Source organism: Arthrobacter sp. P1_B9 (assembly GCF_056406495.1).
The window spans coordinates 24,146-45,299 of record NZ_JBFUAA010000011.1 but is presented as its reverse complement, the minus strand read 5'-3'; the positions used below and the strand labels follow the sequence as shown (position 1 = coordinate 45,299).

Here is a 21,154-nt window from a genome sequence, read left to right as displayed (position 1 = left end):
GCCGGCGTGAGCGCCGGATTCAGCGCCGCGCCGTCCGGCGCTGCCCCGTCCGGCGCTGCCCCGTCCGGCGCTGCCCCGTCCGGCGCTGCCGGGTTCAACGCTGCCGAGAATGCTGCGATGCAGGCTGCCCTGGCCGCCGCGGCGCAGGGCCCGCGGGGCGCCAACCCGCTCGTCGGCGCCGTCGTCGTCGGGGCCGACGGGACGCACCTCGCCACCGGTTACCACCGCGGAGCCGGGACTGCCCACGCCGAAGCTGACGCCATCGGCCAGGCGAAGGCGGCGGGCCGGGACCTCCGCGGTGCGGCAATCGTGGTGACGCTGGAGCCCTGCAACCACTGTGGGCGCACCGGGCCCTGCGCGCAGGCGATCATCGACGCCGGCATCACCGACGTCATCTACGCCGTCGACGATCCCCACGACCCGGCCGCCGGCGGCGCCGTGACGCTCCGGGCCGCGGGCGTCCGCGTCCGCTCCGGGCTGGCGGCCGAGGCGGCGCTGGACCTGAACCGGCGCTGGTTCGACGCCGTCGCCGCCAAACGGCCGTTCGTCACCCTGCATATCGCCCAGACCCTCGACAGCCGCATCGCCGCCAGCGACGGCACCAGCCAGTGGATATCCAGCCCGGAATCGCTCGCCGACAACCACGCCCTGCGCGGCCGGATAGACGCCATCCTGGTGGGCACCCAGACAGTCCTGATCGACAACCCCCGGCTCACCGCCCGGAACGGCGACGGCGAAGCAGAAGGCAAACAGCCGCTCCGCGCCGTGATGGGGTACCGGGGCATTCCCGACGACGCCGCCATCCACGGAGCCGACGGCAACGTCCTGCACCTGGCCACCCGCGACCCGCGCGAGGCCCTGGACCAGCTGTTCGCACACGGCGTCCGGCACCTCATGGTGGAGGGCGGCTCCCGGATCCTGAGCGCTTTCCTGGCCGTCGGCCTGGTCGACGAACTCATCGTCTACCTGGCGCCCACACTGCTCGGCTCCGGCACCGCCGCCCTGGACGACCTCGGTATCACGACCCTGGCCGATGCCCAGCGCTGGGAATGGGACTCGGCATCCGGCGGCGCCGTCCAGGTCCTCGGCCGCGACCTCCGGCTCCATCTTCGCCCGGCCGCCCCGGCCGATGAGGCTGACCCGGCCGCCCCGGCCGCCCCGGCCGCCACCCCTACTTCATCCGATACCACCCCGCACCGCACCGGCGCGGACACCGCCGCAGGAGGCAATTGATGTTTACCGGAATTATCGCCGAGCAGGGAAGGGTGCTGTCCATTGAGCGCAACGGGGACAGCAGCGCCACCGTACGGCTCCACGCACCCGGCACCACGGACGGTCTCGCCCTGGGCGGTTCCATAGCGGTCAACGGCGTCTGCCTCACCGCCACGCAGATCGACGGCAGGGACTTCAGCGTTGACGTTATGGGCGAGACCTTGGTCCGCAGCACGATCGGAGAACTCACTGCGGGCGATCCCGTCAACCTGGAACGCTGCGTCCCCGCCGGGGGACGGTTGGACGGCCATGTGGTCCAGGGCCACGTCGACGGCGTCGGCCAGCTCGTGGAGCGCGAGGGACTTGGCAACTGGGACCGGCTGCGGTTCGCGGTGCCGGCCGGGCTGGCCCGGTACATCGCCGAAAAGGGATCCATCGCCGTCGACGGCGTCTCCCTCACCGTCACGGCAGTCAGCCCGGCCAACGATCCGGCGCCCTGGTTTGAAGTAGGGCTCATCCCGACCACCCTGGCCGAGACCGGCCTGGGCCAGAAGACACCCGGCGGCCATGTAAACCTCGAAGTCGATGTCCTGGCGAAGTACACCGAACGCCTGCTGTCCTTTGCCGGCGGTTCGTCGCCCGCCGCGCACAGGGCAGCCGAAGGTTCCGCCGGAGAAGCCGCCCTCACGGACGGGGCCGCGAAATGAGCCGGGTCACGGACCAGCCCGGCCATGATGTGGCCGCGGTGCTCCGTACCGCCGCTGCCGGCACCGGGCGTGCAGGCCTCGATCCGATCGAGGACGCCATCAGCGCCATGGCAGCCGGGCGGCCCGTCCTGGTGGTGGACAACGAGGACCGCGAGAACGAAGGCGACATCATTTTCGCCGCCGAGCACGCCACCCCCGCGCTGATGGGCTGGACAGTCCGCTACAGCTCCGGCGTGATCTGCGTACCGCTCGACGCCGACAGGGCCGACGCCCTGGCGCTGCCGCCAATGGTGGCAATCAACGAAGACGCGAAGGGCACCGCCTACACCGTGTCCTGCGACGCCGCCGTGGGCGTCAGCACCGGAATTTCCGCCACGGACCGCGCCCTGACGGCCCGGATCCTGGCCGACCCGCAAAGCCGGCCAAATTCCTTGACCCGTCCCGGGCATGTTTTTCCCCTCCGCGCCGTTAAGGGGGGAGTGCGGGAACGTCCCGGCCACACCGAAGCGGCCGTGGACCTGTGCCGGCTCGCGGGCCTGGAGCCCGTGGGCGTGATAGCAGAGCTGGTGTACGACAACGGAGAAATGATGCGGCTGGACGGATTGCGCGGCTTCGCCATCGAGCATGGCTGCCCCCTGATTTCGATTGCGGATCTGGTGGCGTATCTTGAAGCGGAACAGCACGGCAGCCACGCAGCGGACCCTGTCTGATGGAGGAGAAACAGTGACGACTTCGGAGACCCGAGAAGAGACGGCCATGGCCCGTCAACCGCATCCGGTCAGCGCAGGACCCATCGTCCAGCTGCCCACCGCCTTCGGCGACTTCGTGGCACAGGCCTGGACCGACCTCGCCACCGGCGCGGAGCACCTGGCCGTCAGTTCACCGATGGCGCCGGTTGACGGCCAGCCACCGCTGGTCCGCCTCCATTCGGAGTGCCTCACCGGCGATGTGTTTGGCTCCTACCGCTGCGACTGCGGCGAGCAGCTGGCCTATGCGCTCGAGCTGATCAACGAACTCGGCGGCACCCTGCTGTACCTGCGCGGCCAGGAGGGCCGCGGGATCGGCCTGGCGAACAAGATGAAGGCCTACGCCCTGCAGGAGGCCGGTTTTGACACCGTGGAGGCCAACGAACAGCTCGGGCTGCCGGTCGACGCGCGCTGCTACAAGGCCGCGGCCCAGATCCTCGCGGAGATGGGGCTTCACGAGATCCGGCTGCTGAGCAACAACCCGGACAAGCAGGACCGGCTCGCGCAGGCAGGCGTCAAGGTGGTGGAGATGGTCCCCACGGAGGTCCCCTCCCGGGAGCAGAACATCCGCTACCTGCAGACGAAGAAGGACCGGATGGACCACCGCCTGGTCCTGGACGTTGAACCGGCTCCGGCCGCCGGCCTGTCCGGATTCGAGCACGACCAGGACTGACCGGGCAGCAACACGACCACCAGACTCAACAGCAAGGAATACCCTATGAGCGGCCACGGCGCCCCCCAGATCGACCTCAGCACCTTCAAGCCGGAAGAAACCTCACGGCTCAAGCTGGCCATTGTGGCCGCGAGCTGGCATATCCAGATCATGGACGGACTGCTCGACGGCGCCCTGCGCGCCGCGAAGGACGCCGGCATCAATGAGCCGACCGTCCTGCGCGTGCCGGGCACGTTTGAGCTCCCGGTCGCGGCCGCCCGGCTGGCACCGCACTTCGACGCCGTCGTGGCGCTCGGCGTCGTCATCCGGGGCGGCACCCCGCACTTCGAATATGTCTGCGAGGCGGCCACCCTGGGCCTGACCGAGGTCAGCGTCCGCACCGGGGTTCCCGTGGGCTTCGGCGTGCTGACGTGCGATACCGAGCAGCAGGGGATCGACCGGGCAGGCTTGCCGGGATCCACCGAGGACAAGGGTCACGAGGCCGTTACCGCTGCCCTGGCCACGGCAGTGACGCTCAAGCAGTTCGGCTGAGCCGCCAGGCCGCAGCCAAAGCCGGTGCGGGCGCCTCCCTGGCCGCCCGCGCCGGCTGAGTGTGCCGGCCTCGCCGGCCGTGTTGGATATGCAGTGCCTCACATCTCCGCCGTCATGCAACGCCCCGGCGGGCGTTCCCGCGCCGGGAGCAAGTAGGCTTGGGGGCGTGAAGAATTTCGAGTCGCTGTTCGCAGAACTGAGTGAAAAGGCAGCCGTCCGCCCGGAGGGCTCCCGCACCGTCGCCGAACTGGATTCCGGAGTCCACGGCATCGGCAAGAAGGTCGTGGAGGAAGCAGCCGAGGTTTGGATGGCTGCGGAGTATGAATCCGATGAGGCCGCCGCCGAGGAAATTTCCCAGCTGCTCTACCACCTGCAGGTTCTGATGCTCGCCAAAGGACTCACCCTGGAAGACGTCTACAAGCATCTGTAGCCGCGCCCGCACCGGACACCGCCATGACTTCGCTGGCGGAGCCCGTGCACCGCGTGGCCGATGTGCCCCAACAGAGACTTCCACACCCAAGAGAGACTTTTCCCATGCTTAGAGTTGCCGTCCCGAACAAGGGATCCCTGTCCGAAGCTGCCGCGGCCATGCTGGCCGAGGCAGGCTACCGCCAGCGCCGCGACACCCGCGAGCTTGTCATGGTGGACCCGGACAACGACATTGAGTTCTTCTTCCTCCGCCCGCGCGACATTGCTGTGTACGTGGGCCAGGGAACGCTCGACGTCGGCATCACCGGCCGCGACCTGCTGCTCGACGCGGAGGTCGAGGCTGAGGAGCTGCTGCCGTTGGGCTTCGCCGCTTCCACCTTCCGCTTCGCCGGCCCGGTCGGCGACTTCACCACGGTCGCCGAGCTCGAGGGCAAGCGCCTGGCCACGAGCTACGACGGACTGCTGCGCGGCTACCTGGCCGCGCGCGGCATCAACGCCAAGGTGGTCCGCCTTGACGGCGCCGTGGAATCCTCCGTCCGCCTCGGCGTCGCCGACGCGATTGCCGACGTCGTCGAGACCGGCACCACGCTCAAGGCCGCCGGCATGGAGATCTTCGGCGAGCCGATCCTGAATTCGGAGTCCGTGCTGATTGGCCGCAAGGGCGAGCAGAACCCTGCCACGGAGGTCCTGATCCGCCGGCTCCAGGGCGTCCTCGTGGCCCGGCAGTACGTGCTGATGGACTACGACATCCGCAAGGAACTCGTCGAGCAGGCCGCCGGGCTCACCCCCGGCCTGGAGTCGCCCACCGTGTCGCCGCTGCGCGATTCGGACTGGGTGGCCGTCCGCTCGATGGTGCCCAAGCGGGAAACCAACAGGATCATGGACGAGCTCTACGACCTCGGCGCCCGCGCCATCCTGGTCAGCAGCATCCACGCCTGCCGCATCTAGGCGCCACACCCGCCGGGTCCCGCCAGGAACACCTTCAGCAATCACCCTGCAGCAATTACCCGCCTGCAAGTACCAGGAGAAGTCATGACTGTTGCCGTGCGCGTCATCCCGTGCCTCGACGTCGATGCCGGCCGCGTGGTCAAGGGCATCAACTTTGAGGGCCTCCGCGACGCCGGGGACCCGGTGGAACTGGCGCACCGCTACGACAACAGCGGCGCCGACGAGCTGACCTTCCTTGACGTCACGGCGTCCTCCGGCAACCGGGAGACCACGTTCGACGTCGTCCGCCGCACCGCCGAGGAAGTCTTCATCCCGCTGACGGTCGGCGGCGGCGTCCGTGGCGTGGCCGAGGTGGACAAACTCCTGCGCTGCGGCGCGGACAAGGCCGCCATCAACACCGCAGCCGTGGCCCGGCCGGACGTGATCGACGAGATCACCCGGCACTTCGGCTCCCAGGTCCTGGTGCTTTCCCTCGACGCGCGCCGGACCCGTCCGGGCTCGCAGCCCACCCCGTCCGGCTTCGAGGTCACCACGCACGGCGGACGGCAGGGGACCGGCATCGACGCGATCGCCTGGGCGCGGGAAGCGGCCGACCGCGGGGTGGGTGAAATCCTGCTCAACTCGATCGACGCTGACGGCACCAAGGACGGCTTCGATCTGGAACTGATCCGCCTGGCGCGGGCGGGGGTCAAGGTCCCGCTCATCGCCTCCGGCGGCGCCGGCAAGCCGGAGCACTTCCCGCCGGCCGTGGCAGCGGGCGCCGACGCCGTCCTGGCGGCGTCGGTCTTCCACTTCGGCCCGCTGGACATGATCGCGCAGGTCAAGGCCGCGATCCGCGACGCAGGCTTCGAAGTCCGCTAGTCCCCACCGCTTAAAGCAACGCGGGGTCACTTACCGCCCATCCCGGACGGGATTATGGGCCGTAAGTGACCCCGCGTTGCTTTATTTTTTTTAGGGAGCGGGTGGGGATTAGAGGCCGACTTCGGCGGACTGCAGGAGCGCGACGGCGTCCGGCTGGCCTTCGAAGGTCACGAGGGCGTGGCGGGTCCGGCCGTGGGCGTGCATGAGCAGCTCGCCCGGTTCGCCGACRATGGCCACGGACACGGGGGCGCGTTTGGCGACATGCCGCGGACCCGAGGGGCTCACCAGCACGATGCCCAGATCCACGCCGCGGTACAGGATCGCGGCCCGCTTGACGAGCTCGTCCCACAGCGCGTCCGAGTAGGCCTGGTCCAGGGCGCGCGGGGCCCAGCGGTCCACGGCGCGGCGGACGTCCTCTGTGTGCACAAAGTACTCGATCAGGTTGGAGCTTTCGTCCAGCGCCTTGATCCGCAGCGGGGACAGCGCCGGGGGACCGGCCCGGAAGTCGTTGACCAGCTTGGCGTAGTCCTCGGTGGTCTTCAGGGTGCCCGCCAGTTCGGCCGTCGCCTGGTCCGAGGCCTTGGACAGGCGCTTGATCAGCAGGCCCAGTCCCACGGCGATTTTCCGCTCGCGCAGGTACAGGTGCGCGGCAAGATCGCGGGTGAGCCAACCTGTGCAGAGCGTGGCGGCATCAGGGCCGGCCGCCAGCAGGGTTTCGGCCAGGACTTCTCGGGACGGTTCGACGAAATGCATCACTTGTGAAACTAGCACGAGACGGCCGTGCGTGGGCACAGGAATCGCCGCCGCGACCCCGCCCGGCCGCATGATGCAGGGCCGGACCGCGGCGCCGGGCCGATTGGCGCGCCAGTGTTAAGCGGCGGGACCTGTCCGCAGGCCGGCGACCGGCCCGGAGGCACTAGACTTGATCTGATGTCTGAGCAGCCCGCCTCCGCCCCCAGCCCCACCAACGGCAGCGCCATTAACGGCAGCGCCGTCGATCGCAGTTCCGTCAGCGGCAGCCCCCTCCCGGCCGGACTGGCGGACGCGCTCAAGCGCGACAGCGCCGGCCTGGTGGCCGCCATCGTCCAGCAATTCGACACCCACGAGGTGCTGATGCTGGGCTGGATGGACGACGAAGCGCTGCACCGCACCCTGACCAGCGGGCGCGTGACGTTCTTTTCGCGCTCCCGCCAGGAGTACTGGCGCAAGGGAGACACCTCCGGGCACGTGCAATGGGTCAAGTCGCTCGCCATGGACTGCGACGGCGATGCGCTGCTGGTGCGGGTCGACCAGGTCGGCGCGGCCTGCCACACCGGAACCCGGACGTGCTTCGACGGCCGCGAGCTCGACGCCGTCGTCGGCCACGGAGGCTAGGCGCCCGGCACACCGGCAGAGCGCCCCGGCGCTTCCACAGCTTCACGAACCGGACCCCAGGCAGGATCCCATGACCGGATCCGGTCGCAGGTCCACCTAAAGAACAGGCGGAAAGCACAGCCATGCAGGACCTTGGAATCATCAGCCCCGGCCTCGAAGAGTTCCGCGAACTCGCAGGCCACAGCCGCGTCATCCCCGTCCGGCTCAAGGTGCTGGCTGACGCCGAAACCCCGATCGGGCTCTACCGCAAGCTCGCCCATGGCCAGCCCGGAACGTTCCTGATGGAATCGGCGGCGGTCGGCGGCGCCTGGTCGCGCTATTCCTTCATCGGCTCCCGCTCCCGGGCCACCCTGACCACCAAGGACGGCAGCGCGCACTGGCTGGGCGAGCCCCCGGTCGGTGTGCCCCTGGACGGCAACCCCGTGGACGCCATCCGCGACACCGTCGCGGCGCTGCGGACCGAGCGCTTCGACGGCCTCCCGCCGTTCACCTCGGGACTGGTCGGGTTCCTGGGCTGGGAAACCGTCCGGCACTGGGAGAAACTGACCAGCCCGCCGGAGGACGACCTCCAACTGCCGGAAATGGCCCTCAACCTGGTCACCGACATGGCGGTCCACGACAACATGGACGGCACCGTCCTGCTGATCGCCAACGCCATCAACTTCGACAACAGCACCGAACGGGTCGACGACGCCTGGCATGACGCCGTCGCCCGCGTCAAAGCCCTGCTCGAAAAGATCAGCCGCCCTGTGGAGCAGCCGGTCTCCGTGCTGGAGACGGCCGCCCTGGATTTCGCGTCCAGTGTGCAGGAGCGCTGGGACGAAACCGAGTACCTGGCCGCCCTGGACCGCGGCAAGGAGGCGATCGTGGACGGTGAGGTCTTCCAGGTGGTGATCTCCCGCCGCTTCGAAATGGAGTGCGGCGCCGACCCCCTCGACGTCTACCGGGTCCTGCGGAACACCAACCCCAGCCCCTACATGTACCTCTTCAGCTTCGAGGACGCCGCCGGCCGCGAATACACGATCGTCGGCTCCTCGCCGGAGGCCCTCGTCACCGTGACCGGGGACGAAGTCATCACCCACCCCATCGCCGGCTCACGCCCGCGCGGCAAGACGGTCGAGGCGGACAAGGCCCTGGCCGAGGAACTGCTGGCGGACGAGAAAGAACGCGCCGAGCACCTGATGCTGGTCGACCTGTCCCGCAACGACCTCTCGAAGGTCTGCGTGGCAGGATCCGTCGACGTCACGCAATTCATGGAAGTGGAGCGCTTCAGCCACATCATGCACCTGGTCTCCACCGTGGTCGGAGAGCTCGCCCCGGCAGCCAAGGCCTACGACGTGCTCAAGGCCACGTTCCCGGCCGGCACCCTCTCCGGCGCCCCGAAGCCGCGGGCCCTGCGCCTGCTGGACGAACTTGAACCGCACCGACGCGGCATCTATGGCGGCGTGGTGGGGTACCTGGACTTCGCCGGGGACATGGACATGGCGATCGCCATCCGGTCGGCCCTGCTCCGTGAGGGACGCGCGTACGTCCAGGCCGGCGGCGGGATCGTCGCAGATTCGGTGAACCCGACCGAGGCCCAGGAAACCGTGAACAAGGCCGCCGCCCCGCTGCGCGCCGTGCACACCGCCAGGTCGCTGCACAACATCACCGTTGACGCAGTCACTGACGCAGCGCCCGACGCAGGAGCCGAGTCCTGATGGGGGAGCCGGAAGCCACCGCCAAGAACACCGCCAAGAACACCGTGAAGGGCACTGTGAAGAGCACTGTGAAGAGCCCCGGGGGGGCCGCCGTCCCGGGCTGGGCCCGCAAGTCCACCCTGGTCCTGGTGATCGCTGCCCTGGCCCTTGCCGTGTTCGGGACCACCACCCAGACCTGGCTCACCGTGCATCTCGATCCCACGCAGCTCGGCGCGGCCGTGGCCAGCCAGGACGGCCTGCAGGTCCAGGGCAGCAAGGCTGCCACCACCGTGACAGCCCTGGCGCTTGTGGCCCTCGCAGGCGGCCTCGCGGCCTCCATCGCCGGCCGCGTGGCCCGCTGGGTGATCACGGCGATCATCCTCCTCGCGGCCGCGGGCATCGTCGCCGCGGCAGCCGTCGTGATGGCGGACCCGCTGGCCGCGGCGCAGGGATCGATCGCGGCCGCCACCGGAATCAGCGGCAGCAGCGTACAGGTGGACGTAACAGTGTTCCCCGTCCTCGCCGTCGTCGCCGGAGCCCTGCTGGGACTCAGCGCCCTCGCGATCGTGCCGGCCGGCCGCTACTGGAAGACCCGCACCAAATATGACGCGGCCGCCGCCGGGCCCGCCGCCGGCGGCACTGCAGCCGGCGGTAATGCGCCGGCCGCCCCCGCGGACGAGATTGACAGCTGGGACCGGCTGTCCCGCGGTGACGACCCCACCTGAGCCGATGCCGCGGGCGCGACCGGCAACGCGACCGGTAACGCGACAGCAACGCGGCCAAATAACACAGCAAAAAATGGCAGAATGTAAGCAGTATTCATCCTGAGGAGATTTCAATGAGCAAAGCCACTGTTTCCGCATCCACGTCCGCTGCGCCGAAGGGCGTCTACGACGACGTCGACCACAGCGAACCCCAGGGTCACGGCAACAGCCCGGCCGCGTGGACCTGCGTGATCGTGATGCTGATCGGCGCCCTCATTGCGTCCATCGCCTTCGTCATCGCCAACACCCCGATCTTTGTCGCGGGTGCGGCGGTCATGGTGATTGGCCTGCTCGCCGGCTGGGCCATGCGCAAGGCCGGCTACGGCGTCGGCGGCAGCAAGCTGAAGAACTCCGGCCACTGAGCGTGAGCGTTCTCGACGACATCAATGCCGGTGTCAGGGAGGATATGCAGGCGCGCCAGCGTCTGGTTACGCTCGCGGAGCTGAAGGAGCGTGCCGCCGCGGCGGCGCCCGCCCGTGACGCCTGGGCCGCCCTCGGCGGGACCTCAGGCACCCGGGACCAGCTCAAGGTGATTGCCGAGGTCAAGCGCCGCAGCCCGTCCAAGGGCCAGCTCGCGGACATCGCCGATCCCGCGTCCCTCGCCGCACAGTACGCCGACGGCGGGGCCGCCGTGATCAGCGTCCTGACCGAGGAGCGCCGCTTCGGCGGCTCCCTGGCCGATCTCGACGCCGTCCGGGCCGCCGTGGACATTCCGCTGCTGCGCAAGGACTTCATGGTTGACGAGTACCAGATCTGGGAGGCCCGGGCGCACGGCGCCGACCTGATCCTGCTGATCGTGGCCTCGCTCTCGGACGCCCAGCTGCGTGAGTTCACGGCCCTCAGCCGCGAGCTCGGCATGAACGTGCTGGTCGAGACCCATACGGCGGAGGAAATCGAGCGTGCAGTCGCCGCGGAGGCCCGGATTATCGGCGTCAACGTACGCAACCTCAAGACGCTCGACGTCGACCGTTCCGTCTTCGCGGCGCTGACCGGCGGCATTCCCGCCGGCGCGCTCGTGGTCGCCGAATCCGGTGTGCGCGACGTCGAGGACGTCAAGCACTACGCGGCCCGCGGAGCCAACGCGGTCCTGGTCGGCGAGGCGCTGGTCAGTGACGCGACGCCCCGCGAGCGGATCGCCGAATTCATGGCTGCCGGCGCGACGGCAATCGCCGCGCGCGCCTGAGGCCGGCCGGTCCTGGCGCCTCCGTCCGGACCGTGAGCGGTGCCGGGCCCGCGATTTTGCCCGGACCAATGAGCGGATCTCATCAGCAGATCCCCAAAGCTAGCAGTGGAACAGGATGGTGAGACTGATGGTCGATGCACCAGCAGCCGGCTCTGACGAAAGTACCGTGGACGCGTTCCTGCAGGGCGGCCGCCCCGCGGAGCATCCCGCGCAGGGCGAACCGTCCCTGCGCCACGCCCCGGGGCCCTACTTCGGGAACTACGGCGGCCGGTGGATGCCAGAGTCGCTCATCGCGGCCCTGGACGAGCTCGAGGACACCTTCGAGAAGGCCAAGGCCGATCCGGAGTTCACGGCCCAGATCGCCGACCTGAACAAGAACTACTCGGGCCGGCCATCGCTGCTGACCGAGGCCAAGCGCTTCGCCGAGCACGCCGGCGGGGTGCGGATCTTCCTCAAGCGCGAAGACCTCAACCACACCGGCTCGCACAAGATCAACAACGTCCTGGGCCAGGCGCTGCTCGCCAAGCGAATGGGCAAAACCCGCGTCATCGCCGAAACCGGCGCCGGCCAGCACGGCGTGGCCAGCGCCACGGCCGCAGCCCTGCTGGGCCTGGAATGCGTGGTCTACATGGGCGCCGAGGACTGCCGCAGGCAGTCCCTCAACGTGGCCCGCATGGAACTCCTCGGCGCCACGGTCATCCCGGTCACCAATGGATCCCAGACGCTCAAGGACGCCATCAACGAGGCCCTGCGCGACTGGGTGGCCAACGTGGGCAACACGCACTACCTGCTGGGCACCGCCGCCGGAGCACACCCGTTCCCTGCGATGGTCCGCTACTTCCACGAGGTCATCGGTGAGGAAGCCCGCGCCCAGATCCTGGACCAGACCGGCCGGCTGCCGGATGCCGTCTGTGCCTGCATCGGCGGCGGCTCCAACGCCATTGGCATCTTCCACGGCTTCCTCGATGACCCTTCGGTCAAGATCTACGGCTTCGAAGCCGGCGGCGAGGGCGTCGAAACCGGACGCCACGCAGCCACCATCACCCTCGGCAAACCCGGCGTACTGCACGGCGCCCGCTCGTACCTCATGCAGGACGACGACGGCCAGACCATCGAGTCGCACTCGATCTCCGCCGGCCTGGACTACCCCGGCGTCGGCCCCGAGCATTCCTACCTGGCCGACATTGGCCGGGTCAGCTACGAGCCCATCACGGACAGCGAGGCCATGGAGGCCTTCCGCCTCCTGTGCCGCACCGAGGGCATCATCCCCGCCATCGAGTCCGCCCACGCCCTCGCCGGCGCCATCAAGGTGGGTCAGCGGCTCGCCGCTGACGCGGCCGCAGGCAAGGCAACAGACGCCTCAGAGAAAATCGTGATGGTGAACCTCTCCGGCCGCGGCGACAAGGACGTGGCCACGGCCGCGGAATGGTTCGACCTGCTGGACAAGGATTCACCTGAAGCCGAAATCGCCAAAGAGGGGGAACAGCTGTGAGCACCAGCCAGGACGGCAACCAGCACGCCAGCAAGTCGGCCGCGGCCATTGACCGCGCCCGCGCCCAGGGCCGGGCGGCCCTGATCGGCTACCTGCCCGCCGGCTACCCGAGCGTTAAAGACACCATCGCCGCCGGCATCGCCCTGGCCGAGAACGGCGCCGACCTCATCGAGATCGGCATCCCGTACTCGGACCCGGTCATGGACGGCCAGGTCATCCAGGCCGCCACGACGGAAGCCCTCGCGAAGGGCTTCCACGTCCGGGAGGTCTTCGACGTCGTCCGCGGCATTACGAGCAAGACCGACGCCGCCGTGCTGGTCATGACGTACTGGAACCCCGTGGTCCGGATGGGCGTGGACGAGTTCTCCCGCCGCCTGGCCGAGGCCGGGGGAGCCGGGCTCATCACGCCCGACCTCATTCCGGACGAGGCCGCCGAATGGATGGCGGCCTCGGACAAGTACGGCCTGGACCGGGTGTTCCTCGTGGCTCCCTCGTCCTCGCCCGAACGCATGAAACGCACTGTCGATGCGAGCCGCGGCTTCGTCTACGCCGTCTCCATCATGGGCGTCACCGGCGCCCGGACCTCGGTCAGCTCCGCGGCCAGGGACGTCGTCGCCGCCGCGCACGCCGCGGGCGCCGAACGCGTCTGCGTGGGCCTCGGCGTCTCCACCGCCAGCCATGTCCGAGAAATCGCCGAGTACGCCGACGGCGTGATTGTCGGCACCGCCCTCGTCGCGGCGATCCGGGACGGCGGCGTGGATGCGGTAGCCTCCTTGACGAAAGACCTCAGCACCGGCCTTACCAAGGAAGAAGCCTAAGCAATGCAGTCAGTCCTCCACGCGGCGGCGATGATTCCCGCGAGCATTCCGAGCCCCAGCTGGTCCGGATTCGACATCCCGCTGCCGTGGGGGTCCCTGCGCATCCACGCCTACGCCCTGTGCATCCTCGCCGGCATTATTGCCGGCCTGTGGCTGACCTCGGTCCGCTGGGCACGCCGCGGCGCCCCCGAGGGCAGCGTCTGGGACATCGCCATCTGGGCCATCCCGTTCGGCATTATCGGCGGACGGCTGTACCACGTGTTCTCCTCTCCGGACGCCTACTTCGGCCCGGGATTCGACGGCACAGGGGACCTGTCCCTGATTCCGCAGATCCAGCGCGGCGGCCTGGGCATCTGGGGCGCCGTCGTGCTCGGCGCCGTGGGCGCCTGGATCGGGTGCCGGCGTGCCGGGGTGAAGCTGAGCGCCTTCATGGACGCCGCGGCCCCCGGACTGCTGCTGGCCCAGGCCATTGGCCGGTGGGGCAACTACTTCAACCAGGAACTCTTCGGCGGCCCCACCACGCTTCCGTGGGGGCTGCAGATCGATCCCAACAACCCGAACTTCCCCGCCGGCATGCCGACGGACACGCTCTTCCACCCGACGTTCCTCTACGAGTCGCTGTGGAACCTGGCCGGCGTGCTGATCCTGCTGGCACTCGACCGCAAATTCAGCTTCCGCCGCGGCCGCCTCTTCTGCGTCTACGCCATGTACTACACCCTGGGCCGCGTCTGGATCGAGGCCATGCGGATCGACGACGCCGAACAGATCACCCTCTTCGGGCTCACCACCAGGCTCAATGTCTGGACCAGCATCATCGTCTTCGCCGGAGCCCTGCTCGCCTTCATCCTCCTCGGCCTGCGCAAGCGCTCCGAGCCGGACACCCCGTTCCTCCCCGGCCGCGCGCCGGCAGAGACACAGCCGGCAGGGACCCAGCCGGTGGAGACTACGCCGGCTGAGGAAAAGTCGGCGGAGGCAAAGTCGGCAGAGTCAAAGCCGGTCGCCGACGCGACCGAGGCCACCAGCGCTGACCGCACCACCAGCGCTGACCGCACCACCGGCGCCGACAGTGCCGCCCACGCTGACCGCGCCACAGGCGCCGACAGTGCCGCCCACGCTGACCGCGCCACCGTCCCCGCAGACGCGGCAACCATCCGCCATTCGGACGCCGCTGTCTCAGATAGTGAATCCCGTGCTAATCTCCGGAATAACCAAAGCGGACCAGTTCGCGCATCCGAGGATGCGGGCAGGGACTCCACGGGCGGCACCGCGCCCGCCAATGGAGCTCCGGCAGCCGGAGTTTCCGGCCGCCAGGGAACTGGAACCGCGCCGGAGGCTGAGGGCACCAAGTAGCTCAGCGCCGGCACTTCGGGTTGACCGGAGCCACCGCTCACCGGACCCGACTCCACAGCGTCGTGGCAAGAGGGCTTGCCGTGGACAGCAGATCGAAGCTGTCCATGCAAGCCCGGGCCAGCACCTGCGTAACTGTTAGTACAGGAGGCCGGGCTGGCCTACAATTCCAGTTAGAAAAACACTCTGTTGCGCCCGTCACACACCGGCGTGCCGAGTGGGGCCAATGTTGTCCCTCCCATACGCACGATCAGGAGGAAGGACGTCTCCAATGACCCAAACTCTTCACAGCCCCAGCTGGTCCGATCCGGACCAGCCCTCGGCTGCCGCGTCACCCTTCAGCCGCTTCGCGGCGATTCCGGCCGCTGCCGGACTCTACAACCCGGAAAACGAGAAGGACGCCTGCGGCCTGGCCATCATCGCCACGCTCCGCGGTGAGCCTGGCTACGACATCGTCGACGCCGCCCTGACCGCCCTGCGCAACCTCGAGCACCGCGGTGCCGTGGGCGCCGATGAAGGTACCGGCGACGGCGCCGGCCTCCTGATGCAGGTGCCGGACGAATTCTTCCGCGCAGTCACGGACTTCGAACTTCCGGCCCCCGGCCAGTACATCGTGGGAACCGCGTTCCTGCCCGCCGAGCAGCGCGAATCCGACGCCGCCCGCGCCGGCATCGAAGGCCTCGCCGCGGACGAGGGCCTGACCGTCCTGGGCTGGCGTGAAGTCCCGATCGTGGCCGACCTGGTCGGGGCCATGGCCCGGGCCTGCATGCCGTACTTCTCGCAGCCGTTCTTCGCCTCCAGCACCGGGGAAACCCTCGAGCGCAACGAGCTCGATTCCCGCGCCTGGCGGATCCGCAAGCGCGCCCAGAACAAGTTCGGCGTGTACTTCCCGTCGCTCTCCTCCCGGACCATCGTCTACAAGGGCATGCTCACCACCGCGCAGCTCGAGCCGTTCTACCCGGACCTGTCGGACAAGCGCTTCAAGACCAAGCTCGCGATCGTCCACTCGCGCTTCTCCACCAACACCTTCCCGTCCTGGCCGCTGGCCCAGCCGTTCCGCACCATCGCGCACAACGGCGAGATCAACACCGTCAAGGGCAACCGCAACTGGATGCGGGCACGGCAGTCGCAGCTCGCCAGCCCGCTGCTGGGGGACTCACCCGAAGAGCTGTTCCCGATCTGCACCCCGGGCGCCTCGGACTCGGCCTCCTTCGACGAGGTCGCCGAACTGCTCTGGCTCTCCGGCCGGCCCATCACGCACTCGATCATGATGATGATCCCGGAGGCGTGGGAAAACCACGCCACCATGGATCCGGCCCGCCGCGCCTTCTACGAATACCACTCGATGCTCATGGAGCCGTGGGACGGCCCGGCGGCCGTCTCCTTCACGGACGGCAACCTGGTCGGCGCCACGCTGGACCGCAACGGCCTGCGCCCGGGCCGGTACTGGATCACCGAGGACGGCCTGATCGTCTTCGCCTCCGAAGTCGGCGTGATCGACGTCGAACCCTCCAAAGTGGTCAAGAAGGGCCGCGTCTCGCCGGGCAAGATGTTCCTGGTGGACACCGGGGCCGGTCGGATCATCGACGACGCCGAGGTCAAGGCCGAGGTCGCCGCGGCGAACCCCTGGGCCGAATGGGTCAAGGACAACCTGATCGACCTCAAGAACCTGCCCGAACGCGAGCACGTCGTGCACACCGCAGCCTCGGTCAACATCCGCCAGCGCACCTTCGGCTACACCACCGAGGAACTGAAAATCCTGCTGGGCCCGATGGCCCGCACCGGCGCCGAACCGCTCGGTGCCATGGGCTCGGACACCCCGGTGGCCGTGCTGTCCAAACGCCCGCGGCTGCTCTTCGACTACTTTGTGCAGTCCTTCGCACAGGTCACCAACCCGCCGCTGGACGCCATCCGTGAAGAGCTCGTCACGTCCCTGACGTGCGCAATCGGCCCGAACGGCAACCTGCTGGACACCAAGCAGGTCCGGCAGCCGCAGGTCTCGCTGCCGTTCCCCGTGATCAACAACGACCAGCTCGCCAAGATCGCGAACATCGAGAGCGCCGACGGCGGCAAGGTCGCCATGAAGGTCCGCGGACTCTACCGCCCCGAAGGCGGCGAGAACTCCCTCCGGGCCCGGCTCACCGAAATCTGCGAACAGGTCTCCGGCGCCATCAACCGCGGCGTCCAGTACGTGGTGCTCTCGGACCGCGACTCGAACGCCCAGTGGGCCCCGATCCCGTCCCTGCTGCTGGTCAGCGCCGTGCACCACCACCTGCTGCGCAGCGCCAACCGCACCAAAACGGCGCTCGTGGTGGAAGCCGGCGACGTCCGCGAGACCCACCACGTCGCCGTGCTCATCGGCTACGGCGCCTCCGCCGTGAACCCGTACCTGGCCATGGAATCCGTGGAACAGCTCATCGCCTCCGGCGACGTCGTGGGGGTCACCCCGCAGGACGGCGTCTACAACCTGATCAAGGGCCTGGGCAAGGGCGTCCTGAAGATCATGTCCAAGATGGGCATCTCCACCGTGGCCTCCTACACCGGTGCCCAGACCTTCGAAGCCCTCGGCCTCGGCCAGGACCTCGTGGACGAGTACTTCTCCGGCACGCACTCCCAGCTCGGCGGCGTCGGCCTCGACGTCATTGCTGCCGAAGTCCTGGCCCGGCACCGCATGGCCTACCCCGAGAACGGCATCGAACTGCCGCACCAGCCCCTGCTAGGCGGCGGCGAGTACCAGTGGCGCCGTGACGGCGAACCCCACCTGTTCAACCCCGAGACCGTCTTCCGGCTCCAGCACGCCACGCGTGAACGCCGCTACGACATCTTCAAGGCCTATACCCGCGGCGTTGACGACCAGTCCGAGAACCTCATGACCCTGCGCGGTCTGCTGAAGTTCAAGGCCGGTTCGCGTCCCGCCGTGCCGCTCGAGGAAGTGGAACCGGTTTCCAGCATCGTCAAGCGGTTCTCCACCGGCGCCATGAGCTACGGCTCCATCTCCAAGGAAGCCCACGAGACCCTCGCGATCGCCATGAACCGGCTGGGCGGCAAGTCCAACACCGGTGAAGGCGGCGAGGACGTGGACCGGCTGCTCGATCCCACCCGCCGTTCCGCGGTCAAGCAGATCGCCTCCGGCCGCTTCGGCGTCACCAGCCTGTACCTGTCCAACGCGGACGACATCCAGATCAAGATGGCCCAGGGTGCCAAGCCCGGCGAAGGCGGCCAGCTGATGGCGCAGAAGGTCTACCCCTGGGTGGCCCGCACGCGGCACTCGACGCCCGGCGTCGGCCTCATTTCGCCGCCCCCGCACCACGACATCTACTCGATCGAGGACCTCGCGCAGCTGATCTATGACGCCAAGCGCGCCAACCCCTCGGCCCGGGTGCACGTCAAACTCGTCTCCGAGGTCGGGATCGGCACCGTGGCGGCCGGCGTCACCAAGGCGAAGGCCGACGTCGTGCTGGTCTCCGGGCACGACGGCGGTACCGGCGCCTCGCCGCTGAACTCGCTCAAGCACGCCGGTGTCCCGTGGGAACTCGGCCTCGCCGAGACGCAGCAGACGCTTATGCTCAACGGCCTGCGCGACCGTGTGGTGGTGCAGGTCGACGGCCAGCTCAAGACCGGCCGCGACGTCGTGATCGCCGCGCTGCTCGGCGGCGAGGAGTTTGGTTTCGCCACCGCCCCGCTGGTGGTCTCGGGCTGCATCATGATGCGCGTCTGCCACCTGGACACGTGCCCGGTGGGCGTCGCAACCCAGAACCCCGAGCTGCGCTCCCGGTTCAACGGCAAGCCCGAATTCGTGGTGAACTTCTTCGAATTCCTTGCCGAGGAAGTCCGCGAAATCCTCGCCGAGCTGGGTTTCCGCAGCATCGAGGAGGCGATCGGCCATGCCGAGATGCTCGACTCCCGCGACGCGATCAACCACTGGAAGGCCGAAGGGCTGGACCTGGATCCGATCCTGCACGGGCTCGAGTTCGACAACGACGCGCCGCTGCGCAACCTCACCGGCCAGAACCACGAACTCGACAAGCACTTCGACCAGCGCCTGATCGCCATGGCGGCCGAAGCGCTGAGCGACCGCACACCGGTGAAGATCTCCGTGAACGTCATCAACACGGACCGCTCCGTCGGCACCATGCTCGGCCACGTCGTGACGAAGACCTTCAGCACCGACGTCCTGGCCACCGACACCATTGACATCACGCTCAATGGCACCGCGGGCCAGTCACTCGGGGCGTTCCTGCCGGCCGGCATCACCCTGCGCATGTTCGGCGACTCCAACGACTACGTCGGCAAGGGACTCTCCGGCGGCCGCATCATCGTCCGGCCGGACCGCACCAACGTGTTCCCGGCCGAGCGCAACGTGATCGCCGGCAACGTGATCGGCTACGGCGCCACAACCGGCGAGCTGTTCCTCCGCGGCCAGGTCGGCGAACGCTTCCTGGTCCGCAACTCCGGCGCCACCGCGGTGGTCGAAGGCATCGGGGACCACGGCTGCGAGTACATGACCGGCGGCCAGACGCTCATCATCGGCCGCACCGGCCGCAACTTCGGCGCCGGCATGTCCGGGGGCACGGCCTACGTGCTGGACCTGCAGACCGAGCGCGTCAACAAGCAGGCCCTCGAGTCAGGCGAGCTGCAGCTGCGCGAGCTCGACGCCGAGGACCGCGACATCGTCCACGGGCTGCTCGTCAAGCACCTCGAGGAAACCGAGTCGCTGCTCGCGGCACGGCTCCTCGAAAACTTCGATGACACCGCAGCCCGCATAACCAAGGTGCTGCCGCGCGACTACGCGGCCGTCCTGCAAACCCGTCTTGACGCCATCGAAGAGGGCCTGGACCCCGACGGCGAAGAAGTTTGGTCTCGAATCCTGGAGGTGACCGGTGGCTGATCCACGCGGATTTCTGAAAGTACGTCAGCGTGAAACCCAGCCGCGCCGTCCCGTCCCGGTCCGCATCATGGACTGGAAAGAGGTCTACGAGGCCCAGGAAAAGGGTGTCCTGAAGAGCCAGGCCGGCCGCTGCATGGACTGCGGCGTCCCGTTCTGCCACCAGGGCTGCCCGCTGGGCAACCTCATCCCGGAATGGAACGACCTCGTCTGGCGGGACAAGGGCGAGGAAGCGATGGAGCGGCTGCACGCCACCAACAACTTCCCCGAGTTCACCGGACGGCTGTGCCCGGCCCCCTGCGAGGCGTCCTGCGTACTCGGCATCAACCAGCCCGCCGTGACCATCAAGCAGGTCGAGGTGTCCATCGTGGACCAGGCCTTCGAGAACGGCTGGGTCAATCCGCTGCCGCCGGCGCGCCTGACCGGCAAGACGGTCGCCGTCGTCGGTTCCGGCCCCGCCGGGCTCGCCGTCGCCCAGCAGCTGACCCGGGTGGGCCACACTGTGGCCGTGTACGAGCGCGACGACAAGATCGGCGGCCTCCTGCGCTACGGGATCCCCGACTTCAAGATGGAAAAAGAGCAGGTGGACCGCCGGCTGGAGCAGATGAAGGCCGAAGGCACCCGGTTCCGCACCGGGGTGGCCGTCGGCACCGACGTGACGTGGGAGCAGCTGCGCCGCCGGTACGACGCCGTCGTCGTCGCCACGGGGGCCACCGTCCCGCGTGACCTGCCGATCCCGGGCCGCGACCTCGACGGCGTCCACTACGCCATGGACTACCTCGTGCCGGCCAACCGGGTGGTGGCGGGGGAGACCGTGGAGAACCAGATCAATGCCGCGGGCAAGCACGTGGTCATCCTCGGCGGCGGCGACACCGGCGCTGACTGCCTCGGCACCGCGCACCGTCACCAGGCCGCGTCCGTGACCACACTGGCGATCGGCAAGCAGCCGCCCGTCGAGCGGGCCGGCCACCAGCCCTGGCCGACATTCCCCACCTTGTTCGAGGTCGCCAGCGCGCACGAGGAAGGCGGCGAACGCACCTACCTCGCCTCTACCGTGGAGTTCGTCGGGGAAAACGGCAAACTCACGGGCGTCAAGGTTGCGGAGACGGAATTCGTCGACGGCAAGCGCCTGCCGAAGGCCGGCACCGAGCGGATCATTCCGGCGGACCTCGTCTTCCTGTCCCTGGGCTTCACCGGCGCCGAGCCGGCCGGGATCACCGACCAGGTCCAGGCCGACTTTGACGGGCGCGGCAACGTGGCACGCGACGGTTACTACATGACCAACACTGAAGGCATCTTCGTCGCGGGCGACGCCGGCCGCGGCCAGTCGCTCATCGTTTGGGCCATCGCCGAAGGGCGCGCCTGCGCGGCCGCGGTGGACAAGTTCCTGATGGGCAGCACCATTCTGCCGGCACCCGTGGCGCCGACCGACCGTGCGATGGCTGTTCTGTAGTCCCACAGGACCTCCGGGATTCATCCGCACTTCAACTTAATCCATGCAACAC

The 21,154-nt window shown here is 68.7% G+C and carries 19 protein-coding genes; 18 read left to right on the top strand and 1 reads right to left on the bottom strand.

Features of this window, described 5'->3' with window-relative positions; genetic code table 11:
• Window positions 1-117 precede the first annotated feature (117 nt).
• The 8 genes from ribD to hisF all read left to right on the top strand — a co-directional run bounded on the left by ribD (window position 118) and on the right by hisF (window position 6,107).
• A complete protein-coding gene (gene ribD / locus AC1D1A_RS15310; protein ID WP_476948122.1) occupies window positions 118-1,233 on the top strand; it encodes a bifunctional diaminohydroxyphosphoribosylaminopyrimidine deaminase/5-amino-6-(5-phosphoribosylamino)uracil reductase RibD in 1,116 nt (371 codons plus the stop codon).
• Window positions 1,233-1,919, top strand: a complete 687-nt coding sequence (locus AC1D1A_RS15305) for a riboflavin synthase (protein WP_476948082.1) — start codon at window positions 1,233-1,235, stop codon at window positions 1,917-1,919. The genes ribD and AC1D1A_RS15305 overlap by 1 nt, the downstream gene beginning before the upstream one ends.
• A complete protein-coding gene (gene ribB, locus AC1D1A_RS15300) occupies window positions 1,916-2,629 on the top strand; it encodes a 3,4-dihydroxy-2-butanone-4-phosphate synthase (protein ID WP_476851517.1) in 714 nt (237 codons plus the stop codon). The genes AC1D1A_RS15305 and ribB overlap by 4 nt, the downstream gene beginning before the upstream one ends.
• Before the next feature lie 46 nt (window positions 2,630-2,675).
• Entirely contained in the window at window positions 2,676-3,338 is a 663-nt protein-coding gene (gene ribA / locus AC1D1A_RS15295; protein ID WP_476873133.1) for a GTP cyclohydrolase II, read from the top strand.
• A gap of 45 nt (window positions 3,339-3,383) precedes the next feature.
• Window positions 3,384-3,869 (top strand): 6,7-dimethyl-8-ribityllumazine synthase, encoded by a 486-nt coding sequence (gene ribH, locus AC1D1A_RS15290; RefSeq protein WP_476948081.1) that lies wholly within the window; start codon window positions 3,384-3,386, stop codon window positions 3,867-3,869.
• Window positions 3,870-4,035: 166 nt separating this feature from the next.
• Window positions 4,036-4,299 carry a phosphoribosyl-ATP diphosphatase gene (locus AC1D1A_RS15285; RefSeq protein WP_018772463.1) on the top strand — a complete coding sequence of 88 codons (264 nt, stop codon included), beginning with the start codon at window positions 4,036-4,038 and terminating at the stop codon, window positions 4,297-4,299.
• Between the two features lie 104 nt (window positions 4,300-4,403).
• Window positions 4,404-5,246 (top strand): ATP phosphoribosyltransferase, encoded by an 843-nt coding sequence (gene hisG / locus AC1D1A_RS15280; protein ID WP_028277039.1) that lies wholly within the window; start codon window positions 4,404-4,406, stop codon window positions 5,244-5,246.
• A gap of 84 nt (window positions 5,247-5,330) precedes the next feature.
• Window positions 5,331-6,107 (top strand): imidazole glycerol phosphate synthase subunit HisF, encoded by a 777-nt coding sequence (gene hisF, locus AC1D1A_RS15275; RefSeq protein WP_026536975.1) that lies wholly within the window; start codon window positions 5,331-5,333, stop codon window positions 6,105-6,107.
• 108 nt (window positions 6,108-6,215) lie between these two features.
• Here hisF and AC1D1A_RS15270 read toward each other — a convergent pair whose 3' ends face one another.
• On the bottom strand, window positions 6,216-6,860 hold the full coding sequence (locus AC1D1A_RS15270) for a TIGR03085 family metal-binding protein (RefSeq protein WP_028277041.1): 645 nt from the start codon (window positions 6,858-6,860) through the stop codon (window positions 6,216-6,218).
• Window positions 6,861-7,037: 177 nt separating this feature from the next.
• Between AC1D1A_RS15270 and hisI the strand changes: the two genes are divergently transcribed.
• The 10 genes from hisI to AC1D1A_RS15220 all read left to right on the top strand — a co-directional run bounded on the left by hisI (window position 7,038) and on the right by AC1D1A_RS15220 (window position 21,102).
• Window positions 7,038-7,481 (top strand): phosphoribosyl-AMP cyclohydrolase, encoded by a 444-nt coding sequence (gene hisI / locus AC1D1A_RS15265; RefSeq protein WP_476948080.1) that lies wholly within the window; start codon window positions 7,038-7,040, stop codon window positions 7,479-7,481.
• A gap of 122 nt (window positions 7,482-7,603) precedes the next feature.
• Window positions 7,604-9,181 carry an anthranilate synthase component I gene (locus AC1D1A_RS15260; RefSeq protein ID WP_476851521.1) on the top strand — a complete coding sequence of 526 codons (1,578 nt, stop codon included), beginning with the start codon at window positions 7,604-7,606 and terminating at the stop codon, window positions 9,179-9,181.
• Entirely contained in the window at window positions 9,181-9,885 is a 705-nt protein-coding gene (locus AC1D1A_RS15255; protein WP_476948079.1) for a Trp biosynthesis-associated membrane protein, read from the top strand. Before AC1D1A_RS15260 ends, AC1D1A_RS15255 begins: the two co-directional genes overlap by 1 nt.
• 113 nt (window positions 9,886-9,998) lie before the next feature.
• Window positions 9,999-10,286, top strand: coding sequence for an HGxxPAAW family protein (locus tag AC1D1A_RS15250; protein ID WP_230009236.1), 288 nt, complete (start codon window positions 9,999-10,001; stop codon window positions 10,284-10,286).
• A 2-nt stretch (window positions 10,287-10,288) separates the two neighbouring features.
• Window positions 10,289-11,107, top strand: a complete 819-nt coding sequence (gene trpC / locus AC1D1A_RS15245) for an indole-3-glycerol phosphate synthase TrpC (RefSeq protein WP_230009238.1) — start codon at window positions 10,289-10,291, stop codon at window positions 11,105-11,107.
• Between the two features lie 127 nt (window positions 11,108-11,234).
• Window positions 11,235-12,599, top strand: a complete 1,365-nt coding sequence (trpB, locus tag AC1D1A_RS15240) for a tryptophan synthase subunit beta (RefSeq protein ID WP_243179091.1) — start codon at window positions 11,235-11,237, stop codon at window positions 12,597-12,599.
• A complete protein-coding gene (gene trpA, locus AC1D1A_RS15235) occupies window positions 12,596-13,417 on the top strand; it encodes a tryptophan synthase subunit alpha (protein ID WP_476948078.1) in 822 nt (273 codons plus the stop codon). The genes trpB and trpA overlap by 4 nt, the downstream gene beginning before the upstream one ends.
• Window positions 13,418-13,420: 3 nt before the next feature.
• The gene (gene lgt / locus AC1D1A_RS15230) at window positions 13,421-14,767 is read left to right on the top strand and encodes a prolipoprotein diacylglyceryl transferase (protein ID WP_476948077.1); all 1,347 of its coding nucleotides are present in this window, start codon (window positions 13,421-13,423) and stop codon (window positions 14,765-14,767) included.
• 268 nt (window positions 14,768-15,035) lie between these two features.
• Complete coding sequence (gene gltB, locus AC1D1A_RS15225) at window positions 15,036-19,652, top strand: glutamate synthase large subunit (protein ID WP_476948076.1); 4,617 nt, start codon at window positions 15,036-15,038, stop codon at window positions 19,650-19,652.
• Window positions 19,645-21,102, top strand: a complete 1,458-nt coding sequence (locus AC1D1A_RS15220) for a glutamate synthase subunit beta (protein WP_476851529.1) — start codon at window positions 19,645-19,647, stop codon at window positions 21,100-21,102. The genes gltB and AC1D1A_RS15220 overlap by 8 nt, the downstream gene beginning before the upstream one ends.
• The last annotated feature ends 52 nt before the right edge of the window (window positions 21,103-21,154 follow it).

What these genes read in the sequence shown, in the direction of transcription:
- hisI (WP_476948080.1), top strand. Translation starts at nt 7,038, where the DNA reads ATGTCTGAGCAGCCCGCCTCCGCCCCCAGCCCCACCAACGGCAGCGCC.
- lgt (WP_476948077.1), top strand. Translation starts at nt 13,421, where the DNA reads ATGCAGTCAGTCCTCCACGCGGCGGCGATGATTCCCGCGAGCATTCCG.
- ribA (WP_476873133.1), top strand. Translation starts at nt 2,676, where the DNA reads ATGGCCCGTCAACCGCATCCGGTCAGCGCAGGACCCATCGTCCAGCTG.
- trpB (WP_243179091.1), top strand. Translation starts at nt 11,235, where the DNA reads ATGGTCGATGCACCAGCAGCCGGCTCTGACGAAAGTACCGTGGACGCG.
- AC1D1A_RS15305 (WP_476948082.1), top strand. Translation starts at nt 1,233, where the DNA reads ATGTTTACCGGAATTATCGCCGAGCAGGGAAGGGTGCTGTCCATTGAG.
- ribH (WP_476948081.1), top strand. Translation starts at nt 3,384, where the DNA reads ATGAGCGGCCACGGCGCCCCCCAGATCGACCTCAGCACCTTCAAGCCG.
- AC1D1A_RS15260 (WP_476851521.1), top strand. Translation starts at nt 7,604, where the DNA reads ATGCAGGACCTTGGAATCATCAGCCCCGGCCTCGAAGAGTTCCGCGAA.
- AC1D1A_RS15250 (WP_230009236.1), top strand. Translation starts at nt 9,999, where the DNA reads ATGAGCAAAGCCACTGTTTCCGCATCCACGTCCGCTGCGCCGAAGGGC.
- hisF (WP_026536975.1), top strand. Translation starts at nt 5,331, where the DNA reads ATGACTGTTGCCGTGCGCGTCATCCCGTGCCTCGACGTCGATGCCGGC.
- gltB (WP_476948076.1), top strand. Translation starts at nt 15,036, where the DNA reads ATGACCCAAACTCTTCACAGCCCCAGCTGGTCCGATCCGGACCAGCCC.
- AC1D1A_RS15255 (WP_476948079.1), top strand. Translation starts at nt 9,181, where the DNA reads ATGGGGGAGCCGGAAGCCACCGCCAAGAACACCGCCAAGAACACCGTG.
- ribB (WP_476851517.1), top strand. Translation starts at nt 1,916, where the DNA reads ATGAGCCGGGTCACGGACCAGCCCGGCCATGATGTGGCCGCGGTGCTC.
- ribD (WP_476948122.1), top strand. Translation starts at nt 118, where the DNA reads ATGCAGGCTGCCCTGGCCGCCGCGGCGCAGGGCCCGCGGGGCGCCAAC.
- hisG (WP_028277039.1), top strand. Translation starts at nt 4,404, where the DNA reads ATGCTTAGAGTTGCCGTCCCGAACAAGGGATCCCTGTCCGAAGCTGCC.